19 protein-coding genes are annotated in these 19618 nt (G+C 55.7%); 10 read left to right on the forward strand and 9 right to left on the reverse strand.

Annotated features, from left to right (window positions below; translation table 11 throughout):
- Positions 1 to 43: 43 nt before the first annotated feature.
- From surA to apaH, 5 genes are read left to right on the forward strand one after another with little or no spacing between them, the layout of a single operon-like run.
- Positions 44 to 1330 carry a peptidylprolyl isomerase SurA gene (surA, locus tag APU02_RS17155; protein WP_042290135.1) on the forward strand — a complete coding sequence of 429 codons (1287 nt, stop codon included), beginning with the start codon at positions 44 to 46 and terminating at the stop codon, positions 1328 to 1330.
- The gene (gene pdxA, locus APU02_RS17160) at positions 1330 to 2319 is read left to right on the forward strand and encodes a 4-hydroxythreonine-4-phosphate dehydrogenase PdxA (RefSeq protein ID WP_060570745.1); all 990 of its coding nucleotides are present in this window, start codon (positions 1330 to 1332) and stop codon (positions 2317 to 2319) included. The genes surA and pdxA overlap by 1 nt, the downstream gene beginning before the upstream one ends.
- A complete protein-coding gene (gene rsmA, locus APU02_RS17165) occupies positions 2316 to 3137 on the forward strand; it encodes a 16S rRNA (adenine(1518)-N(6)/adenine(1519)-N(6))-dimethyltransferase RsmA (protein ID WP_060570746.1) in 822 nt (273 codons plus the stop codon). Before pdxA ends, rsmA begins: the two co-directional genes overlap by 4 nt.
- A 2-nt stretch (positions 3138 to 3139) precedes the next feature.
- Entirely contained in the window at positions 3140 to 3517 is a 378-nt protein-coding gene (apaG, locus tag APU02_RS17170; RefSeq protein ID WP_042290141.1) for a Co2+/Mg2+ efflux protein ApaG, read from the forward strand.
- A gap of 10 nt (positions 3518 to 3527) precedes the next feature.
- A complete protein-coding gene (apaH, locus tag APU02_RS17175; protein WP_042290143.1) occupies positions 3528 to 4376 on the forward strand; it encodes a bis(5'-nucleosyl)-tetraphosphatase (symmetrical) ApaH in 849 nt (282 codons plus the stop codon).
- A gap of 81 nt (positions 4377 to 4457) precedes the next feature.
- On the opposite strand, the gene folA is transcribed toward apaH, so the two are convergent.
- The 9 genes from folA to APU02_RS17220 form a co-directional block, all read right to left on the reverse strand.
- A complete protein-coding gene (gene folA, locus APU02_RS17180; protein ID WP_060570747.1) occupies positions 4458 to 4937 on the reverse strand; it encodes a type 3 dihydrofolate reductase in 480 nt (159 codons plus the stop codon).
- Positions 4938 to 5121: 184 nt separating this feature from the next.
- On the reverse strand, positions 5122 to 6996 hold the full coding sequence (gene kefC, locus APU02_RS17185) for a glutathione-regulated potassium-efflux system protein KefC (RefSeq protein ID WP_060570748.1): 1875 nt from the start codon (positions 6994 to 6996) through the stop codon (positions 5122 to 5124).
- A complete protein-coding gene (gene kefF / locus APU02_RS17190) occupies positions 6989 to 7519 on the reverse strand; it encodes a glutathione-regulated potassium-efflux system oxidoreductase KefF (protein WP_060570749.1) in 531 nt (176 codons plus the stop codon). The genes kefC and kefF overlap by 8 nt, the downstream gene beginning before the upstream one ends.
- 103 nt (positions 7520 to 7622) lie before the next feature.
- Positions 7623 to 7856, reverse strand: a complete 234-nt coding sequence (locus tag APU02_RS17195; protein ID WP_042290152.1) for a YgdI/YgdR family lipoprotein — start codon at positions 7854 to 7856, stop codon at positions 7623 to 7625.
- Positions 7857 to 7958: 102 nt separating this feature from the next.
- On the reverse strand, positions 7959 to 9290 hold the full coding sequence (locus APU02_RS17200) for an MFS transporter (RefSeq protein WP_060570750.1): 1332 nt from the start codon (positions 9288 to 9290) through the stop codon (positions 7959 to 7961).
- Positions 9291 to 9351: 61 nt separating this feature from the next.
- Positions 9352 to 9639, reverse strand: coding sequence for a ferredoxin-like protein FixX (gene fixX / locus APU02_RS17205; RefSeq protein WP_060570751.1), 288 nt, complete (start codon positions 9637 to 9639; stop codon positions 9352 to 9354).
- Positions 9636 to 10922: an FAD-dependent oxidoreductase FixC gene (gene fixC, locus APU02_RS17210; RefSeq protein WP_060570752.1), complete on the reverse strand. Its 1287-nt coding sequence runs from the start codon at positions 10920 to 10922 to the stop codon at positions 9636 to 9638. Before fixC ends, fixX begins: the two co-directional genes overlap by 4 nt.
- Positions 10923 to 10944: 22 nt before the next feature.
- Positions 10945 to 11886 carry an electron transfer flavoprotein subunit alpha/FixB family protein gene (locus APU02_RS17215; RefSeq protein ID WP_060570753.1) on the reverse strand — a complete coding sequence of 314 codons (942 nt, stop codon included), beginning with the start codon at positions 11884 to 11886 and terminating at the stop codon, positions 10945 to 10947.
- Between the two features lie 11 nt (positions 11887 to 11897).
- Positions 11898 to 12671 (reverse strand): electron transfer flavoprotein FixA, encoded by a 774-nt coding sequence (locus APU02_RS17220; protein WP_060570754.1) that lies wholly within the window; start codon positions 12669 to 12671, stop codon positions 11898 to 11900.
- Between the two features lie 455 nt (positions 12672 to 13126).
- Here APU02_RS17220 and caiT point away from each other — a divergent pair, with 455 nt between their 5' ends.
- The 5 genes from caiT (at position 13127) to caiD (ending at position 19571) form a co-directional block, all read left to right on the forward strand.
- On the forward strand, positions 13127 to 14671 hold the full coding sequence (caiT, locus tag APU02_RS17225; protein ID WP_060570755.1) for an L-carnitine/gamma-butyrobetaine antiporter: 1545 nt from the start codon (positions 13127 to 13129) through the stop codon (positions 14669 to 14671).
- A gap of 3 nt (positions 14672 to 14674) precedes the next feature.
- Positions 14675 to 15817: a crotonobetainyl-CoA dehydrogenase gene (caiA, locus tag APU02_RS17230; RefSeq protein ID WP_060570756.1), complete on the forward strand. Its 1143-nt coding sequence runs from the start codon at positions 14675 to 14677 to the stop codon at positions 15815 to 15817.
- Positions 15818 to 15905: 88 nt separating this feature from the next.
- Positions 15906 to 17123, forward strand: coding sequence for an L-carnitine CoA-transferase (gene caiB, locus APU02_RS17235; RefSeq protein WP_060570757.1), 1218 nt, complete (start codon positions 15906 to 15908; stop codon positions 17121 to 17123).
- Positions 17124 to 17180: 57 nt separating this feature from the next.
- Positions 17181 to 18734: a crotonobetaine/carnitine-CoA ligase gene (gene caiC / locus APU02_RS17240; protein ID WP_060570758.1), complete on the forward strand. Its 1554-nt coding sequence runs from the start codon at positions 17181 to 17183 to the stop codon at positions 18732 to 18734.
- Between the two features lie 51 nt (positions 18735 to 18785).
- Positions 18786 to 19571, forward strand: coding sequence for a crotonobetainyl-CoA hydratase (caiD, locus tag APU02_RS17245; RefSeq protein ID WP_042290176.1), 786 nt, complete (start codon positions 18786 to 18788; stop codon positions 19569 to 19571).
- Positions 19572 to 19618 lie beyond the last annotated feature (47 nt).

Genomic DNA, 19618 nt, shown 5'->3' on the forward strand with positions numbered 1-19618 from the left:
TTACCACGTAATCCGCAGTGCGGTTAATTGAAATGGAAAAAGTATGAAGAACTGGAAAACGCTGCTTCTCGGTATCGCCATGATCGCGAATACCAGTTTCGCTGCCCCGCAGGTGGTCGATAAAGTCGCAGCCGTTGTAAATAACGGTGTGGTGCTGGAAAGCGACGTTGATGGCTTAATGCAGTCTGTCAAACTGAACGCGAGTCAGGCCGGTCAACAGCTTCCGGACGACGCCACGCTGCGTCATCAGATCCTGGAACGTCTGATTATGGACCAGATCGTCCTGCAGATGGGTCAGAAGATGGGCGTAAAAATCTCTGATGAGCAGCTTGATCAGGCGATTGCCAATATCGCCAAACAGAACAACATGACGCTGGATCAAATGCGTAGCCGCCTGGCCTACGACGGGTTGAACTATTCGACCTACCGTAACCAGATCCGTAAAGAGATGATAATTTCTGAAGTGCGCAACAACGAAGTGCGCCGTCGTGTCACTATTCTGCCGCAGGAAGTCGAGGCGCTGGCGCAGCAGGTGGGCAACCAGAACGATGCCAACACCGAGCTGAACCTCAGCCACATCCTGATCCCGTTGCCGGAAAATCCGACCTCTGACCAGGTGAATGAAGCGGAAGCGCAGGCGCGCTCGATTGTCGATCAGGCGCGTAACGGCAATGACTTCGGCAAACTGGCGATTACCTACTCTGCTGACCAGCAGGCGCTGAAAGGCGGCCAGATGGGCTGGGGTCGCATTCAGGAACTGCCAGGCATTTTCGCTCAGGCGCTGAGCACTGCGAAGAAAGGCGACGTGGTTGGCCCGATTCGCTCCGGGGTAGGTTTCCACATCCTGAAAGTGAACGATATGCGTGGTCAGAACCAGAGCATTTCGGTGACCGAAGTTCATGCCCGTCACATTCTGCTGAAGCCGTCGCCAATCATGACCGATCAGCAGGCTCGCCAGAAACTTGAGCAGATTGCGGCAGACATTAAGAGCGGGAAAACCACCTTTGCCGCCGCAGCGAAAGAGTTCTCCCAGGATCCGGGTTCCGCCAACCAGGGCGGCGATTTGGGCTGGGCTGCGGCAGATATTTTCGATCCGGCCTTCCGCGATGCGTTAACCCGTCTGAACAAAGGCCAGATGAGCACGCCGGTACACTCTTCCTTCGGCTGGCATCTGATCGAACTGCTGGACACGCGTAACGTCGATAAAACCGACGCCGCGCAAAAAGATCGCGCTTACCGCATGCTGATGAACCGTAAGTTCTCGGAAGAAGCGGCAACCTGGATGCAGGAACAGCGCGCCAGCGCCTACGTTAAAATCCTGAGCAATTAATGACGGTTGCTCAACGCGTTGTCATTACTCCCGGCGAACCCGCCGGGATCGGCCCGGATCTGGTGGTTCAACTGGCGCAACGCGACTGGCCGGTTGAACTGGTCGTTTGCGCCGACGCCGCGATGTTAACAGACCGGGCAAACCAGCTCGGTCTACCGCTTTCCCTCCTCCCTTATTCTCCCGATACGCCAGCCAAAGCTCAGACCGCCGGTACGCTGACATTGCTGCCGGTGGCGTTGCGCGCGCCGGTCATCGCAGGACAGCTCTCCGTGGAAAACGGTGAATATGTCGTGCAGACGTTGGCGCGCGCCTGTGACGGCTGCCTGGAGGGAGAATTCGCCGCGCTGATTACCGGCCCGGTGCACAAGGGCGTTATTAACGATGCGGGCATCCCGTTTACCGGGCACACCGAGTTTTTTGAAGCACGTTCGCAGACACAAAAAGTCGTGATGATGCTGGCCACTGAAGCGCTGCGCGTCGCGCTGGCAACCACGCATTTGCCGCTTCGCGACGTCGCCGATGCCATTACGCCTGCACTGCTTCATGAAGTGATCGGCATTTTGCATCACGATTTACGCACCAAATTCGGTGTCGCCGAGCCGCGGATCCTGGTCTGTGGCCTGAATCCACATGCCGGTGAAGGCGGCCACATGGGAACCGAAGAGATCGACACGATCGTTCCGGTGCTGGATACGCTGCGCGCTCAGGGGATGAAACTGACCGGCCCGTTGCCCGCAGATACGCTGTTTCAGCCGAAATATCTGCAACATGCGGACGCGGTGCTGGCAATGTACCACGATCAGGGTCTCCCCGTGCTAAAATACCAGGGATTTGGCCGCGGAGTGAATATCACGCTGGGCCTGCCCTTTATCCGTACGTCGGTAGACCACGGCACTGCCCTTGAACTGGCGGGCCGGGGTGATGCTGACGTCGGCAGTTTTATTACGGCGCTTAATCTCGCCATCAAAATGATTGTTAATACCCAATGAATAATCGAGTCCATCAGGGCCACTTAGCCCGTAAACGCTTCGGGCAAAACTTTCTCAACGATCAGTTTGTGATCGACAGCATTGTTTCCGCCATCAACCCGCAAAAGGGTCAGGCGATGGTTGAAATCGGCCCCGGTCTGGCCGCGCTGACGGAGCCGGTTGGCGAACGTCTTGACCAACTGACGGTTATTGAACTTGACCGCGATCTGGCAGCGCGTCTGCAAACCCATCCGTTTCTGGGGCCAAAGCTGACCATTTATCAGCAGGATGCCATGACGATGAACTTCGGCGAACTGGCGGAGAAAATGGGCCAACCGCTGCGCGTGTTCGGCAACCTGCCGTATAACATCTCCACGCCGCTGATGTTCCACCTGTTTAGCTATACTGATGCCATTGCCGATATGCACTTTATGTTGCAGAAGGAAGTGGTCAATCGTCTGGTTGCAGGACCCAACAGTAAAGCGTATGGTCGATTAAGCGTCATGGCGCAGTATTACTGCAACGTGATCCCGGTGCTTGAAGTGCCGCCGTCCGCCTTCACGCCGCCGCCTAAAGTCGATTCCGCCGTGGTGCGCCTGGTGCCGCATGCGACGATGCCGTATCCGGTCAACGATATTCGCGTGTTAAGCCGCATCACCACCGAAGCGTTTAACCAGCGCCGTAAAACGATTCGCAACAGCCTCGGCAATCTTTTCAGCGTCGAGGTTCTGACGGAGCTGGGCGTCGATCCGGCGATGCGAGCGGAAAATATCTCTGTCGCGCAGTATTGCAAGATGGCGAACTATCTGGCCGAAAACGCGCCGTCGAAGGAGAACTAAGCATGATCAATTCGCCCCGAGTGTGTGTTCAGGTACAAAGCGTCTATATTGAGGCGCAATCTTCACCTGATGATGAACGTTACGTTTTTGCCTATACCGTAACCATCCGCAATCTGGGGCGAGCGCCAGTGCAGCTATTGGGACGCTACTGGTTAATTACCAATGGTCATGGCCGTGAAACCGAAGTCCAGGGAGAAGGCGTGGTGGGCGTTCAGCCGCACATTGATCCTGGCGAAGAATACCAGTACACCAGCGGTGCGGTGATTGAAACGCCGCTGGGCACTATGCAGGGTCATTACGAGATGATTGATGAGAACGGCGTCGCCTTTACCATCGATATTCCTGTTTTCCGACTCGCCGTTCCAACACTCATTCACTAAAACAATAGCTATGGCAACATACCTTATTGGCGACGTTCACGGTTGCTACGATGAACTGATCGCATTGTTAGACCAGGTAAAATTTACCCCCGAATCCGATACCCTCTGGCTTACCGGTGATTTAGTCGCTCGCGGCCCCGGCTCGCTGGACGTGCTGCGCTATGTGAAGTCACTCGGCGACTGCGTACGCCTGGTGCTGGGCAATCACGACCTTCATCTGTTGGCGGTGTTTGCCGGAATAAGCCGTAACAAACCCAAAGATCGGTTAGGCCCCCTGCTGGAAGCGCCCGACGCTGACGAACTGCTGAACTGGCTGCGCCGCCAGCCGCTGTTACAGATCGACGAAGAGAAAAAGCTGGTAATGGCCCATGCGGGGATTACGCCGCAGTGGGATCTGCAGACGGCGAAAGAGTGCGCGCGCGATGTCGAAGCCGTGCTGTCGAGCGACTCTTATCCTTTCTTCCTTGATGCGATGTACGGCGACATGCCGAATAACTGGTCGCCAGCGCTAACAGGACTGGCGCGTCTGCGTTTTATCACTAACGCCTTTACCCGTATGCGGTATTGCTTCCCGAACGGTCAACTGGACATGTACAGCAAAGAGTCACCCGAAGACGCGCCCGCGCCGCTAAAGCCGTGGTTCGCCATTCCCGGTCCGGTAAGTGAGGAATACAGCATCGCCTTTGGGCATTGGGCCTCGCTGGAAGGCAAAGGTACGCCGGAAGGGATTTATGCGCTGGATACCGGCTGCTGCTGGGGCGGAGAGTTGACCTGTCTACGCTGGGAAGACAAGCGTTATTTTGTCCAGCCGTCGAATCGTCAGATGGATATGGGCGAAGGCGAAGCGGTCAACGCCTGACGATGCGTGCCGGATGGCGTTGCGCTTATCCGGCCCACACGAGATTGACCGGTCGCAGACAACCCTCCGGCATAAAGCGGATTAACGACGCTCCAGGATCTCGAAGCAATAGCTGTGAGAGTTCTGTGCATCGGCATCGTGAAATTCTCTGAACACCGATTCCCAGTCGTCCGGATCGTAATCCGGGAAGTGCGTGTCCCCTTCCACCTCCGCGTCGATATGCGTCAGGTAAAGCTTGTCCGCTTTCGGCAGGAACTGCTCATACACGCGTCCACCGCCAATCACCATAATCTCTGGCGCATCGCCGCAGGCAACCAGCGCTTCATCAACGGATTTTACCCACTGAACGCGGTCGTCTGTGCCCGGCTGGCTGCTGATGACTATATTTTTACGTCCCGGCAGCGGACGTCCGATGGATTCCCAGGTATGGCGTCCCATCACTACAGGCTTATTTAAGGTATTGCGTTTAAACCAGGCGAGATCGGCAGGCAGATTCCACGGCATGGCGTTTTCCATGCCAATAACGCGATCTACCGCTAACGCAGCAATCAGACTGATCATTTATTCATTCCCGGATACAAAAAAATTGTCGCCACTATACGTAAAGAGCAATCTTTCGTCGACTGACGAAAAGAGGAAGAACACGAAAATTTTCCGTTCTGCTGGCGAGTCCACGTCTTGCGGGTGGACTCGCTGCATTACAGTAATTTAAAAACAGCGACTTAGTAGTAAAGTTTGCGGTACATCACACTTTTACCCCGGTTGGCGGTTTAACGTCCGGCTCATCGGCGATGTCGCCGGTGTGCTTGCCTTCCTCCGTTCCCTGCCAGCCGTGACGCTGTACCAACGACAAATGTTCACGGTCCTCGGTGATGATTTCGCTGAGCATCGCGCTGGTACGTTTATATACTGCCGCACGAGAAGTGGTATCGTTTTCGCCCTTCGCCATCTCCTCAACCATTCGGGTGTTATAGCGGCGGAACAGATCGGCGCGCTCGCGTGCCTCGTAGCGTCCCAGCCCGAGATTTTCCAGCGCCAGCCGTCCGGTTTTCAACGCACCTTCAAAGGTTTCACGCTCAGGTTGCTCCACCCCGGCCTGACGCAGACGAATGTAGTGATCGACATCACGCGCGCGGGCGATAATCTGCAAATTCGGGAAATGCGCTTTGACCATTTCCGTCAGCGCCAGGCTGGTTTGCGGATCGTCAATGGCGTTGATTAGCACTTCCGCTTTCGCCGCCCCGGCGGATTCCAGCAGATCCATTCGCGTTGCGTCGCCGTAAAACACCTTCATGCCGAATTTGCGCAGCGTTTCAATATGATCCGGGTCATGGTCGAGGACCACCATTTTTACCCCGCTGGAGAGCAGCAAACGGCCGGTAATCTGCCCGAAGCGCCCAAAGCCGGAAATAATCACCCGCGGCTGTTCCTCATCGATTTCATCCGCTTCGCGTTCTTCCCCGGCGGCATTTTTCTCCAGACGGGTAAGGATGACGAGGAAGATCGGCGTCGCGGCCATTGAGAGCGCCACCGCCAGCGTCAGCGCTTTCGCCCATTCCGGATCCAACACGCCCGCCATCTGCGCCGCGCCAAACACCACAAACGCGAACTCGCTGCCCTGTCCCAGCAGCACCGCGAACCAACGACGCTGTTTATTCGGCACCTTCAGCGGGCGGGCAATCAGCCATAACATGCCGGTCTTAATAACCAGAAAGCCCACCAGCAGAATGATAATGCGCAAAGGATTATCAATAAGCGTACCGAAGTCTATCGACATGCCGACGCCGATAAAGAACAGCCCAAGCAGCAGGCCTTTAAACGGTTCAATATCGCTTTCCAGAGCGTGACGATACTCCGAGCTTGCCAGCAGTACACCTGCCAGAAACGCGCCCATCGCCATTGACAGCCCCACTTCTTCCAGCAACAGACCGAAGCCGAACACCAGAAACAACGCCACGGCGCTGAACACTTCGCGCAAACCAGAACGCGCGACAAAGCGCAACGCCGGACGCGTGACATAGCGCCCAAGCAAAATCACCAGCGCCAGCGCGCCGACCACCTTCAGCGCTGACAGCGCAAACGCGCCCAGCGTTGTTGACGCGCCGCTGGCTGCCAGCAGGGGGATCATCGCCACCAGCGGTATAGCCGCAATATCCTGAAACAGCAGCACCGCAAAGGCGCTGCGCCCCATCTGCGAGACGGTAAGATTTCGCTCATTCATTGCCTGCATCGCTATCGCCGTGGAGGAGAGCGCCAGGGTCAGGCCGATCAGCTCCGCCACCTGCCAACGCAGGCCGAGGAACATACAGAACAGGCCGATCAGCCCGCCGCACACGACCATCTGTAGCGCGCCGCCGCCAAACACCGAGGCCCGGAGCTTCCAGAGACGCTGGGGATCCAGCTCAAGGCCAATGACAAACAGCATCAGCACCACGCCGATTTCCGCAAAGTGCAGTATCGACTCTGCGTCAGTGACCAACCGAAGTCCCCAGGGACCAATGATGCACCCGGCAATCAGATAGCCGAGCACCGACCCCAGACCGAGCCGCACAGCAATCGGGACAATCAGTGCCGCGGAACCGAGATAAATCAGCGCCTGTATCAGCGTATGGCTATCCATTGTGCGCCTCCTGCCACTCCAGCAAACGTTGTTTATAACGCCGCGCCTGCGCTTGCAGGGTTTCATCATCGCAGATAAACGTGCAGTGCATCGCAAACGGCGGGAGCCAGTTGAGACCACAATAAAGCGCCGTCGCCTGGAGAGGTTGTGAAAGCACCGCAAATCCCGGATGCGAGCCGATCTCGAAATGATTCTCGCCCCCGCCGGTCGTAACCGCCCACATCAACTGTTTCCCCTGCAACGCCGTGCCGCCGTGACCGTAGGCCCAGCCGTGAGAGAGCACCTTATCCATCCAAAGTTTGAGCAAAGGTGGCACGCTGTACCACTGCATCGGATGCTGCCAGATAATCAGATCGGCACGGGAAAGCGCCTCCTGTTCAGCGGCGATGTCGATATTGAAGTCGGGATAAAGTTGATACAGCGAACGTACTTCAACCCCTTCCAGGGTCCTTGCCTGTTCAAGCATCCGTCTATTCGCATGCGAATGCTGCGGATAAGGATGCGCGTAAATAATGAGGATCATGTTTAGCCTGTTTTTTTAGTGCTCTGTTTTGTAACAGAGTGTAGTCACTAATCGAACAGGCTAATAGTGAATATAATTGAGCAGCCTAATGGATAAAACTGAATTAGTTATCCAGCTCGCTCATGTTTTTCACCTGGTCACGGTTAATTTGTTCCGTCTGACCGGTTTCGGCGTTTTTGTAAGATACCAGCCCGGTGTCGTCATCCACCTGTGGTTTGCCGTCGGTGACAATGGTTCTGCCGTCGGTGGTGCGTACCGCCTGGTTTGAGGAACAGCCCACGACGGTGAAGACGGTTGCTGCGGCCAAAATAGACGCGATCAGTCGATGCTTTTGCATGGTGTTCTCCCTGCTTTTCAGTCATTTTCTGTTACTTACCCGTTAACTGTAGCCTAAGGGGTTGACGCTGAACGCAAATGCAGAACACTCTGAATGGCGTCGTTAGCGCAGCGGCGACCTGCGGAGGGTCATGGTGCTGGTTTCAGCCAACGTCAGGCCACGGGTTTCAGGGGCGAAGGCAATGGAGATTAACAGCCCAACCAGCGAAATTCCGGCGCCCATCAACATGACGTAACTGATGCCGTATTTTGTAATGAAGATCGGCAGCGCCCAGGTCGAAAGGATAGTGCCAATACGGCTCAACGACATGATGACGCCGACCGCCGAGGCGCGAATATCGGTAGGAAACAGCTCATTCGGATATAACCACTGAAGGTTTCCCGGCCCGCCGGAAAAAAAGGCGTAAACCGCAAACGCCGTGACCACCAGCCCAATCCCCATTTCCGGTATCAGCCCCAACACCGCTAACGCCAGCGTCATCATTACAAAACTGCCGATCAGCAGGGGTCGTCGACCCGCGCTGTTGAGCCAGAACATGGGAGGAATGCAGCCCAGCATAAAGAACAGACTGATGACCACGTTGCCCAGCGCGGCGCTTTTCCCGGCCCCCAGTCCCAACAACCCCACAATCTGCGGACCAAAGGTGTAAATGGCAAACATCGGGATCACCTGACAGGTCCAGATAGCCGCGACAAACAGCACAAACGGGAAGTGACGACGATTAAAAAGCTGTAAAAAGCGCGTTTCCTGCGGCGGTTCTTCTTCAAACGCTACCGGCTCGCCAAACAGCTTAATCATCATCGCTTCACACTCTTTCACTCGTCCCTTGCGCAGCAACCAGCGCGGCGACTCAGGCAGATCGAAGCGTCCAACCAGGATCAAAATACAGGGAATGACCGCACTACCCAGCATCCAGCGCCAGCCGCCCTCCACGTCATACAGCCAGTAACCAACCAGATCGGCACAGGTCGCGCCGACATACCACATGGCGGCAATAAAACAGATGGAGAACGCCCGCTGACGGGTGTTGGAAAACTCGGTAATCATGGAGGTGGCAATCGGATAATCCGCGCCGATCACCACACCGATCAACACCCGCATCACCAGCAGTTCCGCTGGGGTGGAAACAAACATGGTCGCCAGCGATATCACCCCAATCGCGATGATATCGATAAGGAACATTTTTCGTCGCCCGACCTTGTCAGAGATATAGCCAAACAGCGAGGTTCCGACGAACAGCCCGGCCAGGGTGCCAGCGCCGAGCAGCCCCAGCCACCCGGCGTCAAGTTTGAGCGCTGGCGTAAGTTGCTCAAGCGCAACGCCAATTATCACCAGCACATAGCCGTCGAGGAAGGGACCTCCGCTTCCCCACAGCATGATCCTGCGGTGAATGGATGAAAATTTTATGTCCTCAAAATTCCGTGGCTGTTGCATGAGCATATCCTGTGTAAACATCCTGCCGGATGACCCTTCGCATCGCCATCCGGCGCCCGGTTTAGCCGTAGCGAAATTCCACACCAAAGGTGCCGCGCGGGTATTCCCATTTCTCCAGCGCCGTCCCCAGCCCGAGGATGCGGCAGGTACCGCATTCCAGGCATCCCGCATAGTCAAAACGCACGCTGCCGTCATCCTGTTTTTTGTACAGCCCGGCAGGGCACGCCTTGACCAGTACATCCAGCACCTGCTGATTCGCATCGTTTTTCACGATGATGTGCGGATGCTCCTCATCGACATTGAATTTATTGACGCCCAGTTTGACGTCCACATTGACGGGAGAAGTCATAATGCGGTCACTCCTTTCAGACCATCTTTCATCAGATTGATGAAGCCCACGTTTTTCGCGTGACGCAGGATTTTCTTACGCAGCGGCACCGGCGCGCTGCCGTCGACGGTGAACAGGTCGCGGGCGATCCCCACCGCCATTTCCGGGTAGCGGGTAAACATCCGGGGATTATCCAGCAGCGCGGGCAAACGCTGATACATCCGCATATCCCGTAGCGGGCCGTCTTCCAGGTACTGGCGATACGTTGCCAGCCCCTGACGGCTAAAATCATTGCGCAGCCTCGCCGAGAGCACCGCTTTTGCCGCCGCTTCGCCAGCGGCAACGGCTAAATCCATACCGCGAATGGTGAATCCCAGGTTCAGGCACATTCCTGCGGCATCGCCGGCAATCAGCACACCGTCGCCTACCAGTTCAGGCTGCATGTTCATCCCGGCTTCCGGTACGACATGCGCCGCATATTCAACCAGCTTGCCGCCGGCTATCAGCGGCGCGACGGCCGGATGCTGTTTAAAATCTTCCAGCATTTGCGGAACCGATTTTTTCGCCTCCTGTAAATGATGAAGACCACATACCAGCCCCAGCGAAAGCGTACTTTCATTGGTATAGAGGAAGCCGCCGCCCATCAGGCCATCGGTAGGCGAACCGGCGAACAGGCAGGCCGCGCCTTCGTTGCCCTGGAGCTGAAAACGATCCTCAATAACCGCTTTCGGCAGTTCGATCAGCTCTTTCACCCCCACCGCGACGTGCGCAGCGTCGACCCGTTTCGCCATCCCCAGCTTTTCCGCGAGCAGGGAGTTCACCCCGTCGGCGAGGATCACCACATTTCCTTCAATGATCTCGCCGTCGGCTTCAACGCCCACCACTTTGCCATCGCGCTGAACCACGTTATCCACGCGGATCCCGGCAATCAGCTGTGCGCCCGCCGCTTCGGCCTGATCCATCAGCCAGCCGTCAAACCGGCTGCGCAGCACCGAATAAGAAACCTCTGCTGGCGAAGCGCTTTCCGCGTTGAGATAGTCCACCGTCATCGCACCGCGATCGGTCATAAAGGACAATTTTTCGTGAGTGATGATGCGCTCAACGGGAGCCTGCTGCGCAAACCCCGGGATAATGCGTTCGAGACTGTGCGCGTAAATGCGCCCGCCGGTGACATTCTTCGCGCCCGCCGAATTCCCACGTTCGATAACCAGCACTTGCGCCCCTTCCCGGGCAAGCACCAATGCCGCAACGGACCCGGCGAGCCCTGCCCCTACGATAATGGCGTCAAAGATATCTTCAGACATACATCCTCCCTGCTGGTGTGGATTAGCGCGCCAGAGCGGCGGTCAGCGCAGGAAGGATCTTCAGCGCATCGCCGACAATGCCGTAGTCCGCGTACTGAAAGATCGGCGCATTTTTGTCTTTGTTAATGGCAAAGATGGTCTGCGCGCCGTTCGCCCCAACCATGTGCTGGATCTGCCCGGAGATCCCCACCGCCAGATACAGCTCGGGTTTCAGCATCAGATTAGAGATCCCGACATAGCGCTCATGCGCCATCCACTTCTCGTTTTCCGCAACCGGACGAGAGCAGGCCAGTTCGGCGCCGATGGCCTGACATAGCGCTTGTGCCAGCGCGATATTCTCCTGGCTGCCGATGCCGCGCCCCACGCTGACCACCAGCCGCGCTTTGTCGAGGTCGACGCGCTGGCTCTGACGCGCCTCGATGGCGGTACGGGTTACGCTTATCTCCGGCGCCTGCCATGCCACAATATGCGTCTCGCCGCTGCGTGACGCGTCCGGCTGCGGCGCGTCAAACGTCCCGCTATTGAGCGTGATCACCGCGAAAGGCGATGTCACGGTCTCGTTCCCTATCGCCAGGCCGCCATACACCATATGTTTGACCTGTGCATGACCGTCCTGGCAGAGTACGTCGCTGGCGTCGTTTGAGACCGCCGCGGCGAGACGATGGCCCAGCTTAGCCGCCAGTAGCTTGCCGCGACGGGTATTGGGCAGCAAAACCAGTCCGGCGTCGCCCTGCTGACGGATGGTCTGCGCAATGACGTCCGCATAATCCTCCACCATGCGGTCGTCCGGTTTCCCCTGCAACAGCCACACGTGCTCCGCACCGCACTGCAACGCCGTTGTCTCCTCGTCGGCGTGCTGCACAAACGCATTCACTTGTTCACCTAAAATCCGCGCGCCGCCGATCAGTTCCGGCAGGCGTGAAGTCATATCGCTGAAAACCCAGACGCTGGAAAACTTGCTCATAACATCCCCTTTTAATTAATCATCTTGCGCAAACTGTCGGCAAATGCGGCGATCTGCTCTTCACCATCGCCTTCAATCACTTTGCGCAGGCGTTCTCGCTGCTTCGGCGCGGCTACTGTTTGTGAGGAACGCGCTTCCCCTGCGTTAAACCCAATATCCGCCGCAGACCAGACCTGAACCGGTTTTTTCGCCGCGCCCAGAATGGCCTTCATAGACGGGATTTGCGGAGAGTTAATGTCAGTGGATACCGCCACCACGGCAGGTAGCGGGATGCAGAGGGTTTCGATTTCGTCTTCCAGCTCACGCTCAACGGTCAGCGTGCTGTCGCTCAGCGAGAGGATCTTGCTGACGCCGTTAACCGCCGGAATGTTGAGGATTTCGCCGACCAACAGACCAACCTGCTGCGCGTACAGATCGGACGATCCGTCGCCGCAAATCAGCAGATCGAACCCCCGCTTTTGCGCTGCGGCCGCCAGAGCGCTGGCCGTCTGCTGCGGGAGCGCCTGTTCAAACGGGTCGTCAATGACCACTACCAGCTCATCCGGACCGCGCGACAGCACGTCTTTGCGTCCCTTCGCATTGGTTAGCGCTTTGCCGCCCACGCTCAGGGCGATAACCTGCGCGTCGCTGACCTGCTGTTTAAGCTGGCAGGCGGCTTCAATCGCATTCAAATCGTACTGGCTGATTTTGCTTTCGGCTTTGCTGATATCCAGGGAACCGTCAGCATTATTAATCGAAATATCCTGTTCATCAGGTACGCTTTTATAGCAAGTCAATATCTTCATTGCATCTCCAGAAGTCATGAATATCGGCGGTGTTAATTACAGATAGCACGCACGTTAATTCCGAAATAAAACCTTAATCACCATTATTGAAAATGTCACACACTGATGATTTCAACTTTCAATATTGTTAACCGCTTCACCAATATTGAACACAAGCGAATACAACAGCTAATTTTCAATATTGTTTTACGGATCACCAATATTGAACGCCGACGGGTATAAAAAGCGCCAAACACACCATTAACTTATTGATTAAAAATAAAAATATCAATATCAACACCCCAGGACAGCCCGTCTGAAAAGTGTGATGAGGGTAACAGAACACAGCCACGCGAATACCCATTATGAGTTATTCGCTCACGCGCCCCGAGGTTAAATGACCATCAACAACTATGTAATAAAAATAGAACAATTGGGAACGAATAATACATTCATTTTTAAACTGGAATTAGCGCATGAAAAATGAAAAGAGAAAGTCCGGCATTGAGCCAAAGGTTTTCTTTCCACCATTAATCATTGTCGGAATACTTTGCTGGCTAACGGTTCGCGATTTAGACGCAGCGAATATTGTTATTAATGCCGTCTTCAGTTATGTCACCAATATCTGGGGATGGGCCTTCGAATGGTATATGGTCGTCATGCTTATCGGCTGGTTCTGGCTGGTATTTGGCCCCTACGCCAAAAAGAAACTTGGCGATGAGAAACCGGAGTTCAGCACTGCCAGCTGGATCTTTATGATGTTCGCCTCCTGTACCTCTGCCGCTGTGCTGTTCTGGGGCTCGATTGAGATTTACTACTATATCTCGACCCCGCCGTTTGGCTTTGCCGCTCACTCAACCAGCGCGAAAGAACTGGGCCTCGCATACAGCCTGTTCCACTGGGGACCGCTGCCGTGGGCGACCTACAGCTTCCTTTCTGTCGCCTTCGCCTACTTCTTTTTTGTCCGCAAAATGGACGTGATCCGTCCCAGCTCCACGCTGGTGCCGCTGGTGGGGGAAAAACATGCCAAAGGGCTGCTCGGCACCATCATTGATAACTTCTATCTCGTCGCGCTGATTTTCGCGATGGGCACCAGCCTGGGCCTTGCGACGCCGCTGGTCACGGAATGTATGCAATACCTGTTCGGGATCCCGCATACCCTGGAGCTGGACGCCATTATTATCACCTGCTGGATCATCCTCAACGCGATTTGCGTGGCCTGCGGCCTGCAAAAAGGGGTGCGTATCGCCAGCGACGTGCGCAGCTATCTGAGCTTCATGATGCTCGGCTGGGTGTTTATCGTCAGCGGCGCCAGCTTCATCATGAACTACTTCACCGATTCGGTGGGCACGCTGCTGATGTATCTGCCGCGCATGTTGTTCTATACCGATCCTATCGCCAAAGGTGGCTTCCCTCAGGGCTGGACCGTTTTTTACTGGGCGTGGTGGGTGATTTACGCCATTCAGATGAGCATCTTCCTGGCGCGCATTTCCCGTGGACGCACCGTGCGCGAACTGTGTTTTGGGATGGTGTTAGGGCTGACCGCCTCCACCTGGATCCTGTGGACCGTGCTGGGCAGCAACACCCTGTTATTGATGGATAAAAACATCATCAACATTCCGCAGTTGATAGAGCAGCACGGCGTGGCGCGCGCCATTATCGAAACCTGGGCCGCGCTGCCGTTCAGTACCGCCACCATGTGGGGATTCTTCATCCTCTGCTTTATTGCCACCGTGACGCTGATTAACGCCTGTTCGTATACACTGGCGATGTCGACCTGTCGCGAAGTGCGCGACGGCGACGAGCCGCCGCTGCTGGTGCGGATCGGCTGGTCGGTGCTGGTGGGCGTCATCGGTATTGTGTTGCTGGCGCTTGGCGGCCTGAAGCCGATTCAAACCGCCATCATTGCCGGCGGCTGCCCGCTGTTCTTCGTCAACATTATGGTGACCCTCTCCTTTATTAAAGACGCCAAAGCGCACTGGAAAGACAACTCAATTACCCCTAACAGATCAAGAGGTTGAAAGATGGATTTTAACTTGAATGACGAGCAGGAACTGTTTGTCGCCGGTATTCGCGAACTGATGGCCAGTGAGAACTGGGAAGCCTATTTTGCCGAGTGCGACCGTGAGAGCGTGTATCCGGAGCGCTTTGTTAAAGCGCTGGCGGAGATGGGTATCGACAGCCTGTTGATCCCGGAAGAACATGGCGGGCTGGAAGCGGGGTTCGTCACCGTTGCCGCTGTCTGGATGGAGCTGGGACGTCTCGGCGCGCCTACCTATGTGCTGTACCAGTTGCCGGGCGGTTTTAACACTTTCCTGCGCGAAGGCACGCAGGAGCAGATCGATAAGATCATGGCCTTCCGGGGGACAGGCAAACAGATGTGGAACTCGGCAATCACCGAACCGGGAGCGGGATCGGATGTGGGCAGCCTCAAAACCACCTATACCCGTAAAAATGGTAAGGTTTATCTCAACGGCAGTAAGTGTTTTATCACCAGCAGCGCCTACACGCCCTATATCGTGGTGATGGCCCGGGACGCCGCGTCGCCTGACAAACCCGTTTATACCGAATGGTTTGTCGATATGACGAAACCCGGCATCCAGGTGAATAAACTCGATAAGCTCGGCCTGCGGATGGACAGTTGCTGCGAAATTAACTTCGATGACGTCGAACTGGATGAAAAAGACAGGTTCGGGCGGGAAGGCAACGGCTTTAACCGCGTGAAAGAAGAGTTCGATCATGAACGGTTCCTGGTGGCGCTCACCAACTACGGTACGGCGATGTGCGCCTTTGAAGATGCAGCGCGCTACGCTAACCAGCGCGTACAGTTTGGCGAAACCATCGGTCGCTTCCAGCTGATTCAGGAAAAATTTGCTCACATGGCCATCAAGCTCAATTCGATGAAAAACATGCTGCTGGAAGCCGCGTGGAAGGCTGATAACGGCACGATTACTTCGGGAGATGCGGCGATGTGCAAATACTTCTGCGCCAACGCGGCGTTCGAGGTGGTGGACAGCGCAATGCAGGTACTGGGCGGCGTTGGAATTGCCGGTAATCATCGTATCAGCCGCTTCTGGCGAGATCTGCGCGTGGACCGCGTTTCCGGTGGGTCTGACGAAATGCAAATCCTGACCCTCGGTCGCGCGGTGCTGAAGCAATACCGTTAATCATTATCGGGTGTTTTTTCCTGGCCGGATAAGGCGTTCACGCTGTTATCCGGCCTACGGGACACCTATAACTGCCAGGAGCATAGGTATGAATCGTCTCCCCATGCCCACCTTTGGCCCGCTTGCCGGGCTGCGGGTGGTTTTTTCCGGCATCGAAATCGCCGGACCGTTCGCCGGACAATTGTTTGCTGAATGGGGCGCGGAGGTTATCTGGATTGAAAACGTGGCCTGGGCCGATACCATTCGCGTCCAGCCTCACTATCCGCAGCTTTCGCGCCGTAATCTCCACGCGCTGTCGCTGAATATTTTCAAAGATGAGGGGCGGGAAGCGTTTCTCAAATTAATGGAAACCACCGATATCTTTATTGAAGCCAGCAAAGGCCCGGCATTTGCCCGCCGCGGTATTACCGATGACGTCCTGTGGCGGCATAACCCGAAGCTGGTTATCGCTCATTTATCCGGTTTTGGTCAGTACGGCAGCGAAGAGTACACCCACCTGCCAGCCTACAACACCATTGCCCAGGCGTTCAGCGGCTACCTGATCCAGAACGGCGACGTCGACCAGCCGATGCCCGCCTTCCCGTACACCGCCGACTATTTTTCCGGCATGACCGCCACCACCGCGGCGCTGGCGGCGTTGCATAAAGCGCGTGAAACCGGCAAAGGCGAAAGTATTGATGTCGCAATGTACGAAGTCATGCTGCGTATGGGTCAATATTTCATGATGGATTATTTCAACGGCGGCGAGATATGCCCGCGAATGACCAAAGGTAAAGATCCCTACTACGCTGGCTGCGGACTGTATAAGTGCACCGATGGCTACATCGTGATGGAGCTGGTCGGTATTACGCAAATCGCCGAATGCTTTAAGGATATTGGTCTGGCGCACATTCTGGGCACACCGGAGGTTCCGGAAGGCACACAGTTGATTCACCGGATCGAATGCCCTTACGGACCGCTGGTAGAGGAAAAACTCGATGCCTGGCTGGCGACACGCACCCTCGCCGAGGCTCAGGCACGCTTCGCCGAGCTGAATATCGCCTGCGCCAAAGTGCTGACGATTCCGGAACTGGAAGGTAACCCGCAGTACATTGCCCGGGAATCCATTACCCAATGGCAAACGCTGGATGGCCGCAGTTGCAAAGGGCCAAACGTGATGCCGAAATTCAAAAATAACCCTGGAAAAATCTGGCGCGGCATGCCGTCACACGGCATGGATACCGCCGCCATTCTGCATAACATCGGCTACAGCGACGCTGAAATTCAGTCACTGGTCAGTAAAGGTCTGGCCAAAGTAGAGGATTAACCCGAACGCGCTAACTGGCATCTCCGGTTAGCGCCTGAATAAATGGACAGAGGTGCTATGGATATCGTTGGCGGACAACACTTACGCCAGATGTGGGACGATTTGGCCGAACGGCATGGCAGTAAAACGGCGCTGATTTGTGAATCCAGCGACGGGGAGATACGACAGTACAGCTACGCGTCGCTCAATGAGGAGATCAATCGCACAGCGAATCTGTTCCACGCCTCAGGCATTCGCAAAGGGGATAAGGTTGCCCTGCATCTGGATAACTGCCCGGAATTTATCTTTTGCTGGTTTGGACTGGCAAAAATCGGCGCCATCATGGTGCCGATCAACGCCCGCCTGCTGCGTGACGAAAGCGCGTGGATCCTGCAAAACAGCCAGGCCAGGCAGATCGTCACCAGTTCCGCGTTTTTGCCGATGTACCGCGAGATCCAGCGTGAAGGCGAAACGCAGTTAACCCTTATCTGGGTGGTTGGCGAAAACGTCGGGACCGAACCCGGCGTGAGTCACTTTTCACTGCAAAAAGATCGCCAGCCGGGCGCCTTGCAGGAAACGGTACCGCTGTCTACCGACGACACCGCAGAGATCTTATTTACCTCCGGCACCACGTCACGACCAAAAGGGGTGGTGATCACCCATTACAACCTGCGCTTTGCCGGATACTACTCCTCCTGGCAGTGCGCCCTGCGTGAAGAGGATATTTACCTGACGGTGATGCCTGCGTTTCATATCGACTGTCAATGCACCGCCGCCATGGCAGCATTCTCGGCAGGCGCGACGTTTGTGCTGATTGAAAAATACAGCGTCCGCGCCTTCTGGCAGCAGATCCGAAAATACCGCGCGACCGTCATAGAATGCATCCCAATGATGATCCGCACGCTCATGGCGCAACCCGTTACACCGCAGGACAACCAACATTGTCTGCGGGAAGTCATGTTCTACCTTAACCTTTCGGAACAGGAGAAAGACGCCTTTGTCACCCGTTTCGGCGTGCGCCTGCTGACCTCCTATGGCATGACGGAAACCATCGTCGGCATCATTGGCGACCGACCCGGCGATAAGCGACGCTGGCCGTCGATAGGCCGTCCGGGATTTTGCTACGAAGCGGAAATTCGCGACGAGCAGAACCGTGCGCTGCCCGCTGGCGAGATTGGCGAAATCTGCATCAAGGGGGTACCGGGCAAAACACTCTTTAAAGCCTATTACGCCAGGCCCGACGCCACGGCGAAAGCGTTCGACTCCACCGGCTGGTTACACACCGGCGATTCCGGATATCGCGACGAAGACGGCTTTTTCTATTTTGTCGACCGGCGCTGCAACATGATTAAACGCGGCGGTGAAAACGTCTCCTGCGTTGAGCTGGAAAATATCATTTCCGCACATCCTAAAATTCAGGACATCGTGGTGATTGGTATTCAGGATGCGATTCGCGACGAAGCCATTAAAGCCTTCGTCGTACTTAATGAAGGCGAAACGCTGACGGAAGAAGAATTCTTCCATTTCTGCGAACAAAATATGGCGAAATTCAAAGTGCCCTCGTTTATGGAAATAAGAACTGACCTGCCCCGTAACTGTTCAGGAAAAATAATCAAAAAGAATCTGAAATAACCCTGCTGGCGGGAAATGCCCGCCAGTTACTTTATTTTCTGGAGATGAACCATGAGTGAATCTTTACGTTTGACCCGTAACGGACCTGTTCTGGAAATCATTCTGGATCGACCTAAAGCCAATGCGATCGATGCCAAAACCAGCTTTCAGATGGGGGAGGCTTTTCTGCAATTTCGTGACGATCCCGAACTGCGCGTCGCGATCGTCACCGGCGCGGGGGAGAAATTCTTTTCCGCAGGCTGGGACTTAAAAGCCGCCGCAGAAGGTGAAGCGCCGGACGCCGACTTTGGCCCCGGCGGTTTTGCCGGACTAACGGAATGCTTTGATCTCGATAAACCGGTGATTGCCGCCGTGAACGGCTATGCCTTTGGCGGTGGTTTCGAACTGGCGCTGGCGGCGGATTTTATCGTCTGCGCCGAAAACGCCAGCTTTGCGCTGCCGGAAGCGAAACTGGGCATTGTGCCAGACAGCGGCGGCGTGTTGCGTCTGCCAAAACGGTTACCCCCGGCCATCGTGAATGAAATGGTAATGACCGGCAGACGAATGGATGCCGCGGAAGCGCTGCGCTGGGGGATCGTCAACCGCGTGGTCAGCCAGCAGGAACTGATGGACAGCGCGCGCGAACTGGCGCAAGAACTGGTCAACAGCGCGCCGCTGGCCATTGCCGCGCTGAAGGAGATCTCTCGGACCACCAGTGAAATGCCGGTCGAGGAAGGGTATCGTTTTATCCGCAGCGGCGTGCTGAAGCACTATCCGTCGGTCCTGCATTCAGAGGATGCCCTTGAAGGGCCGCAGGCATTTGCGGAAAAACGCGCCCCGGTATGGAAAGGCCGTTAACGCCTGATGGCACAGCATTTATCCGGCCTGCGATGTTCGCCATCCCC

Origin of the sequence: Citrobacter sp. 50677481, assembly GCF_001463265.1 — a bacterium.
GTDB classification, from domain to species: Bacteria; Pseudomonadota; Gammaproteobacteria; order Enterobacterales; family Enterobacteriaceae; genus Citrobacter_A; species Citrobacter_A sedlakii.

Bases quoted from the DNA above. Each gene is read 5' to 3' on its own strand.
- surA (WP_042290135.1), top strand. From the start codon at position 44: ATGAAGAACTGGAAAACGCTGCTTCTCGGTATCGCCATGATCGCGAAT.
- pdxA (WP_060570745.1), top strand. From the start codon at position 1,330: ATGACGGTTGCTCAACGCGTTGTCATTACTCCCGGCGAACCCGCCGGG.
- rsmA (WP_060570746.1), top strand. From the start codon at position 2,316: ATGAATAATCGAGTCCATCAGGGCCACTTAGCCCGTAAACGCTTCGGG.
- apaG (WP_042290141.1), top strand. From the start codon at position 3,140: ATGATCAATTCGCCCCGAGTGTGTGTTCAGGTACAAAGCGTCTATATT.
- apaH (WP_042290143.1), top strand. From the start codon at position 3,528: ATGGCAACATACCTTATTGGCGACGTTCACGGTTGCTACGATGAACTG.
- folA (WP_060570747.1), bottom strand. From the start codon at position 4,937: ATGATCAGTCTGATTGCTGCGTTAGCGGTAGATCGCGTTATTGGCATG.
- kefC (WP_060570748.1), bottom strand. From the start codon at position 6,996: ATGGATAGCCATACGCTGATACAGGCGCTGATTTATCTCGGTTCCGCG.
- kefF (WP_060570749.1), bottom strand. From the start codon at position 7,519: ATGATCCTCATTATTTACGCGCATCCTTATCCGCAGCATTCGCATGCG.
- APU02_RS17195 (WP_042290152.1), bottom strand. From the start codon at position 7,856: ATGCAAAAGCATCGACTGATCGCGTCTATTTTGGCCGCAGCAACCGTC.
- APU02_RS17200 (WP_060570750.1), bottom strand. From the start codon at position 9,290: ATGCAACAGCCACGGAATTTTGAGGACATAAAATTTTCATCCATTCAC.
- fixX (WP_060570751.1), bottom strand. From the start codon at position 9,639: ATGACTTCTCCCGTCAATGTGGACGTCAAACTGGGCGTCAATAAATTC.
- fixC (WP_060570752.1), bottom strand. From the start codon at position 10,922: ATGTCTGAAGATATCTTTGACGCCATTATCGTAGGGGCAGGGCTCGCC.
- APU02_RS17215 (WP_060570753.1), bottom strand. From the start codon at position 11,886: ATGAGCAAGTTTTCCAGCGTCTGGGTTTTCAGCGATATGACTTCACGC.
- APU02_RS17220 (WP_060570754.1), bottom strand. From the start codon at position 12,671: ATGAAGATATTGACTTGCTATAAAAGCGTACCTGATGAACAGGATATT.
- caiT (WP_060570755.1), top strand. From the start codon at position 13,127: ATGAAAAATGAAAAGAGAAAGTCCGGCATTGAGCCAAAGGTTTTCTTT.
- caiA (WP_060570756.1), top strand. From the start codon at position 14,675: ATGGATTTTAACTTGAATGACGAGCAGGAACTGTTTGTCGCCGGTATT.
- caiB (WP_060570757.1), top strand. From the start codon at position 15,906: ATGAATCGTCTCCCCATGCCCACCTTTGGCCCGCTTGCCGGGCTGCGG.
- caiC (WP_060570758.1), top strand. From the start codon at position 17,181: ATGGATATCGTTGGCGGACAACACTTACGCCAGATGTGGGACGATTTG.
- caiD (WP_042290176.1), top strand. From the start codon at position 18,786: ATGAGTGAATCTTTACGTTTGACCCGTAACGGACCTGTTCTGGAAATC.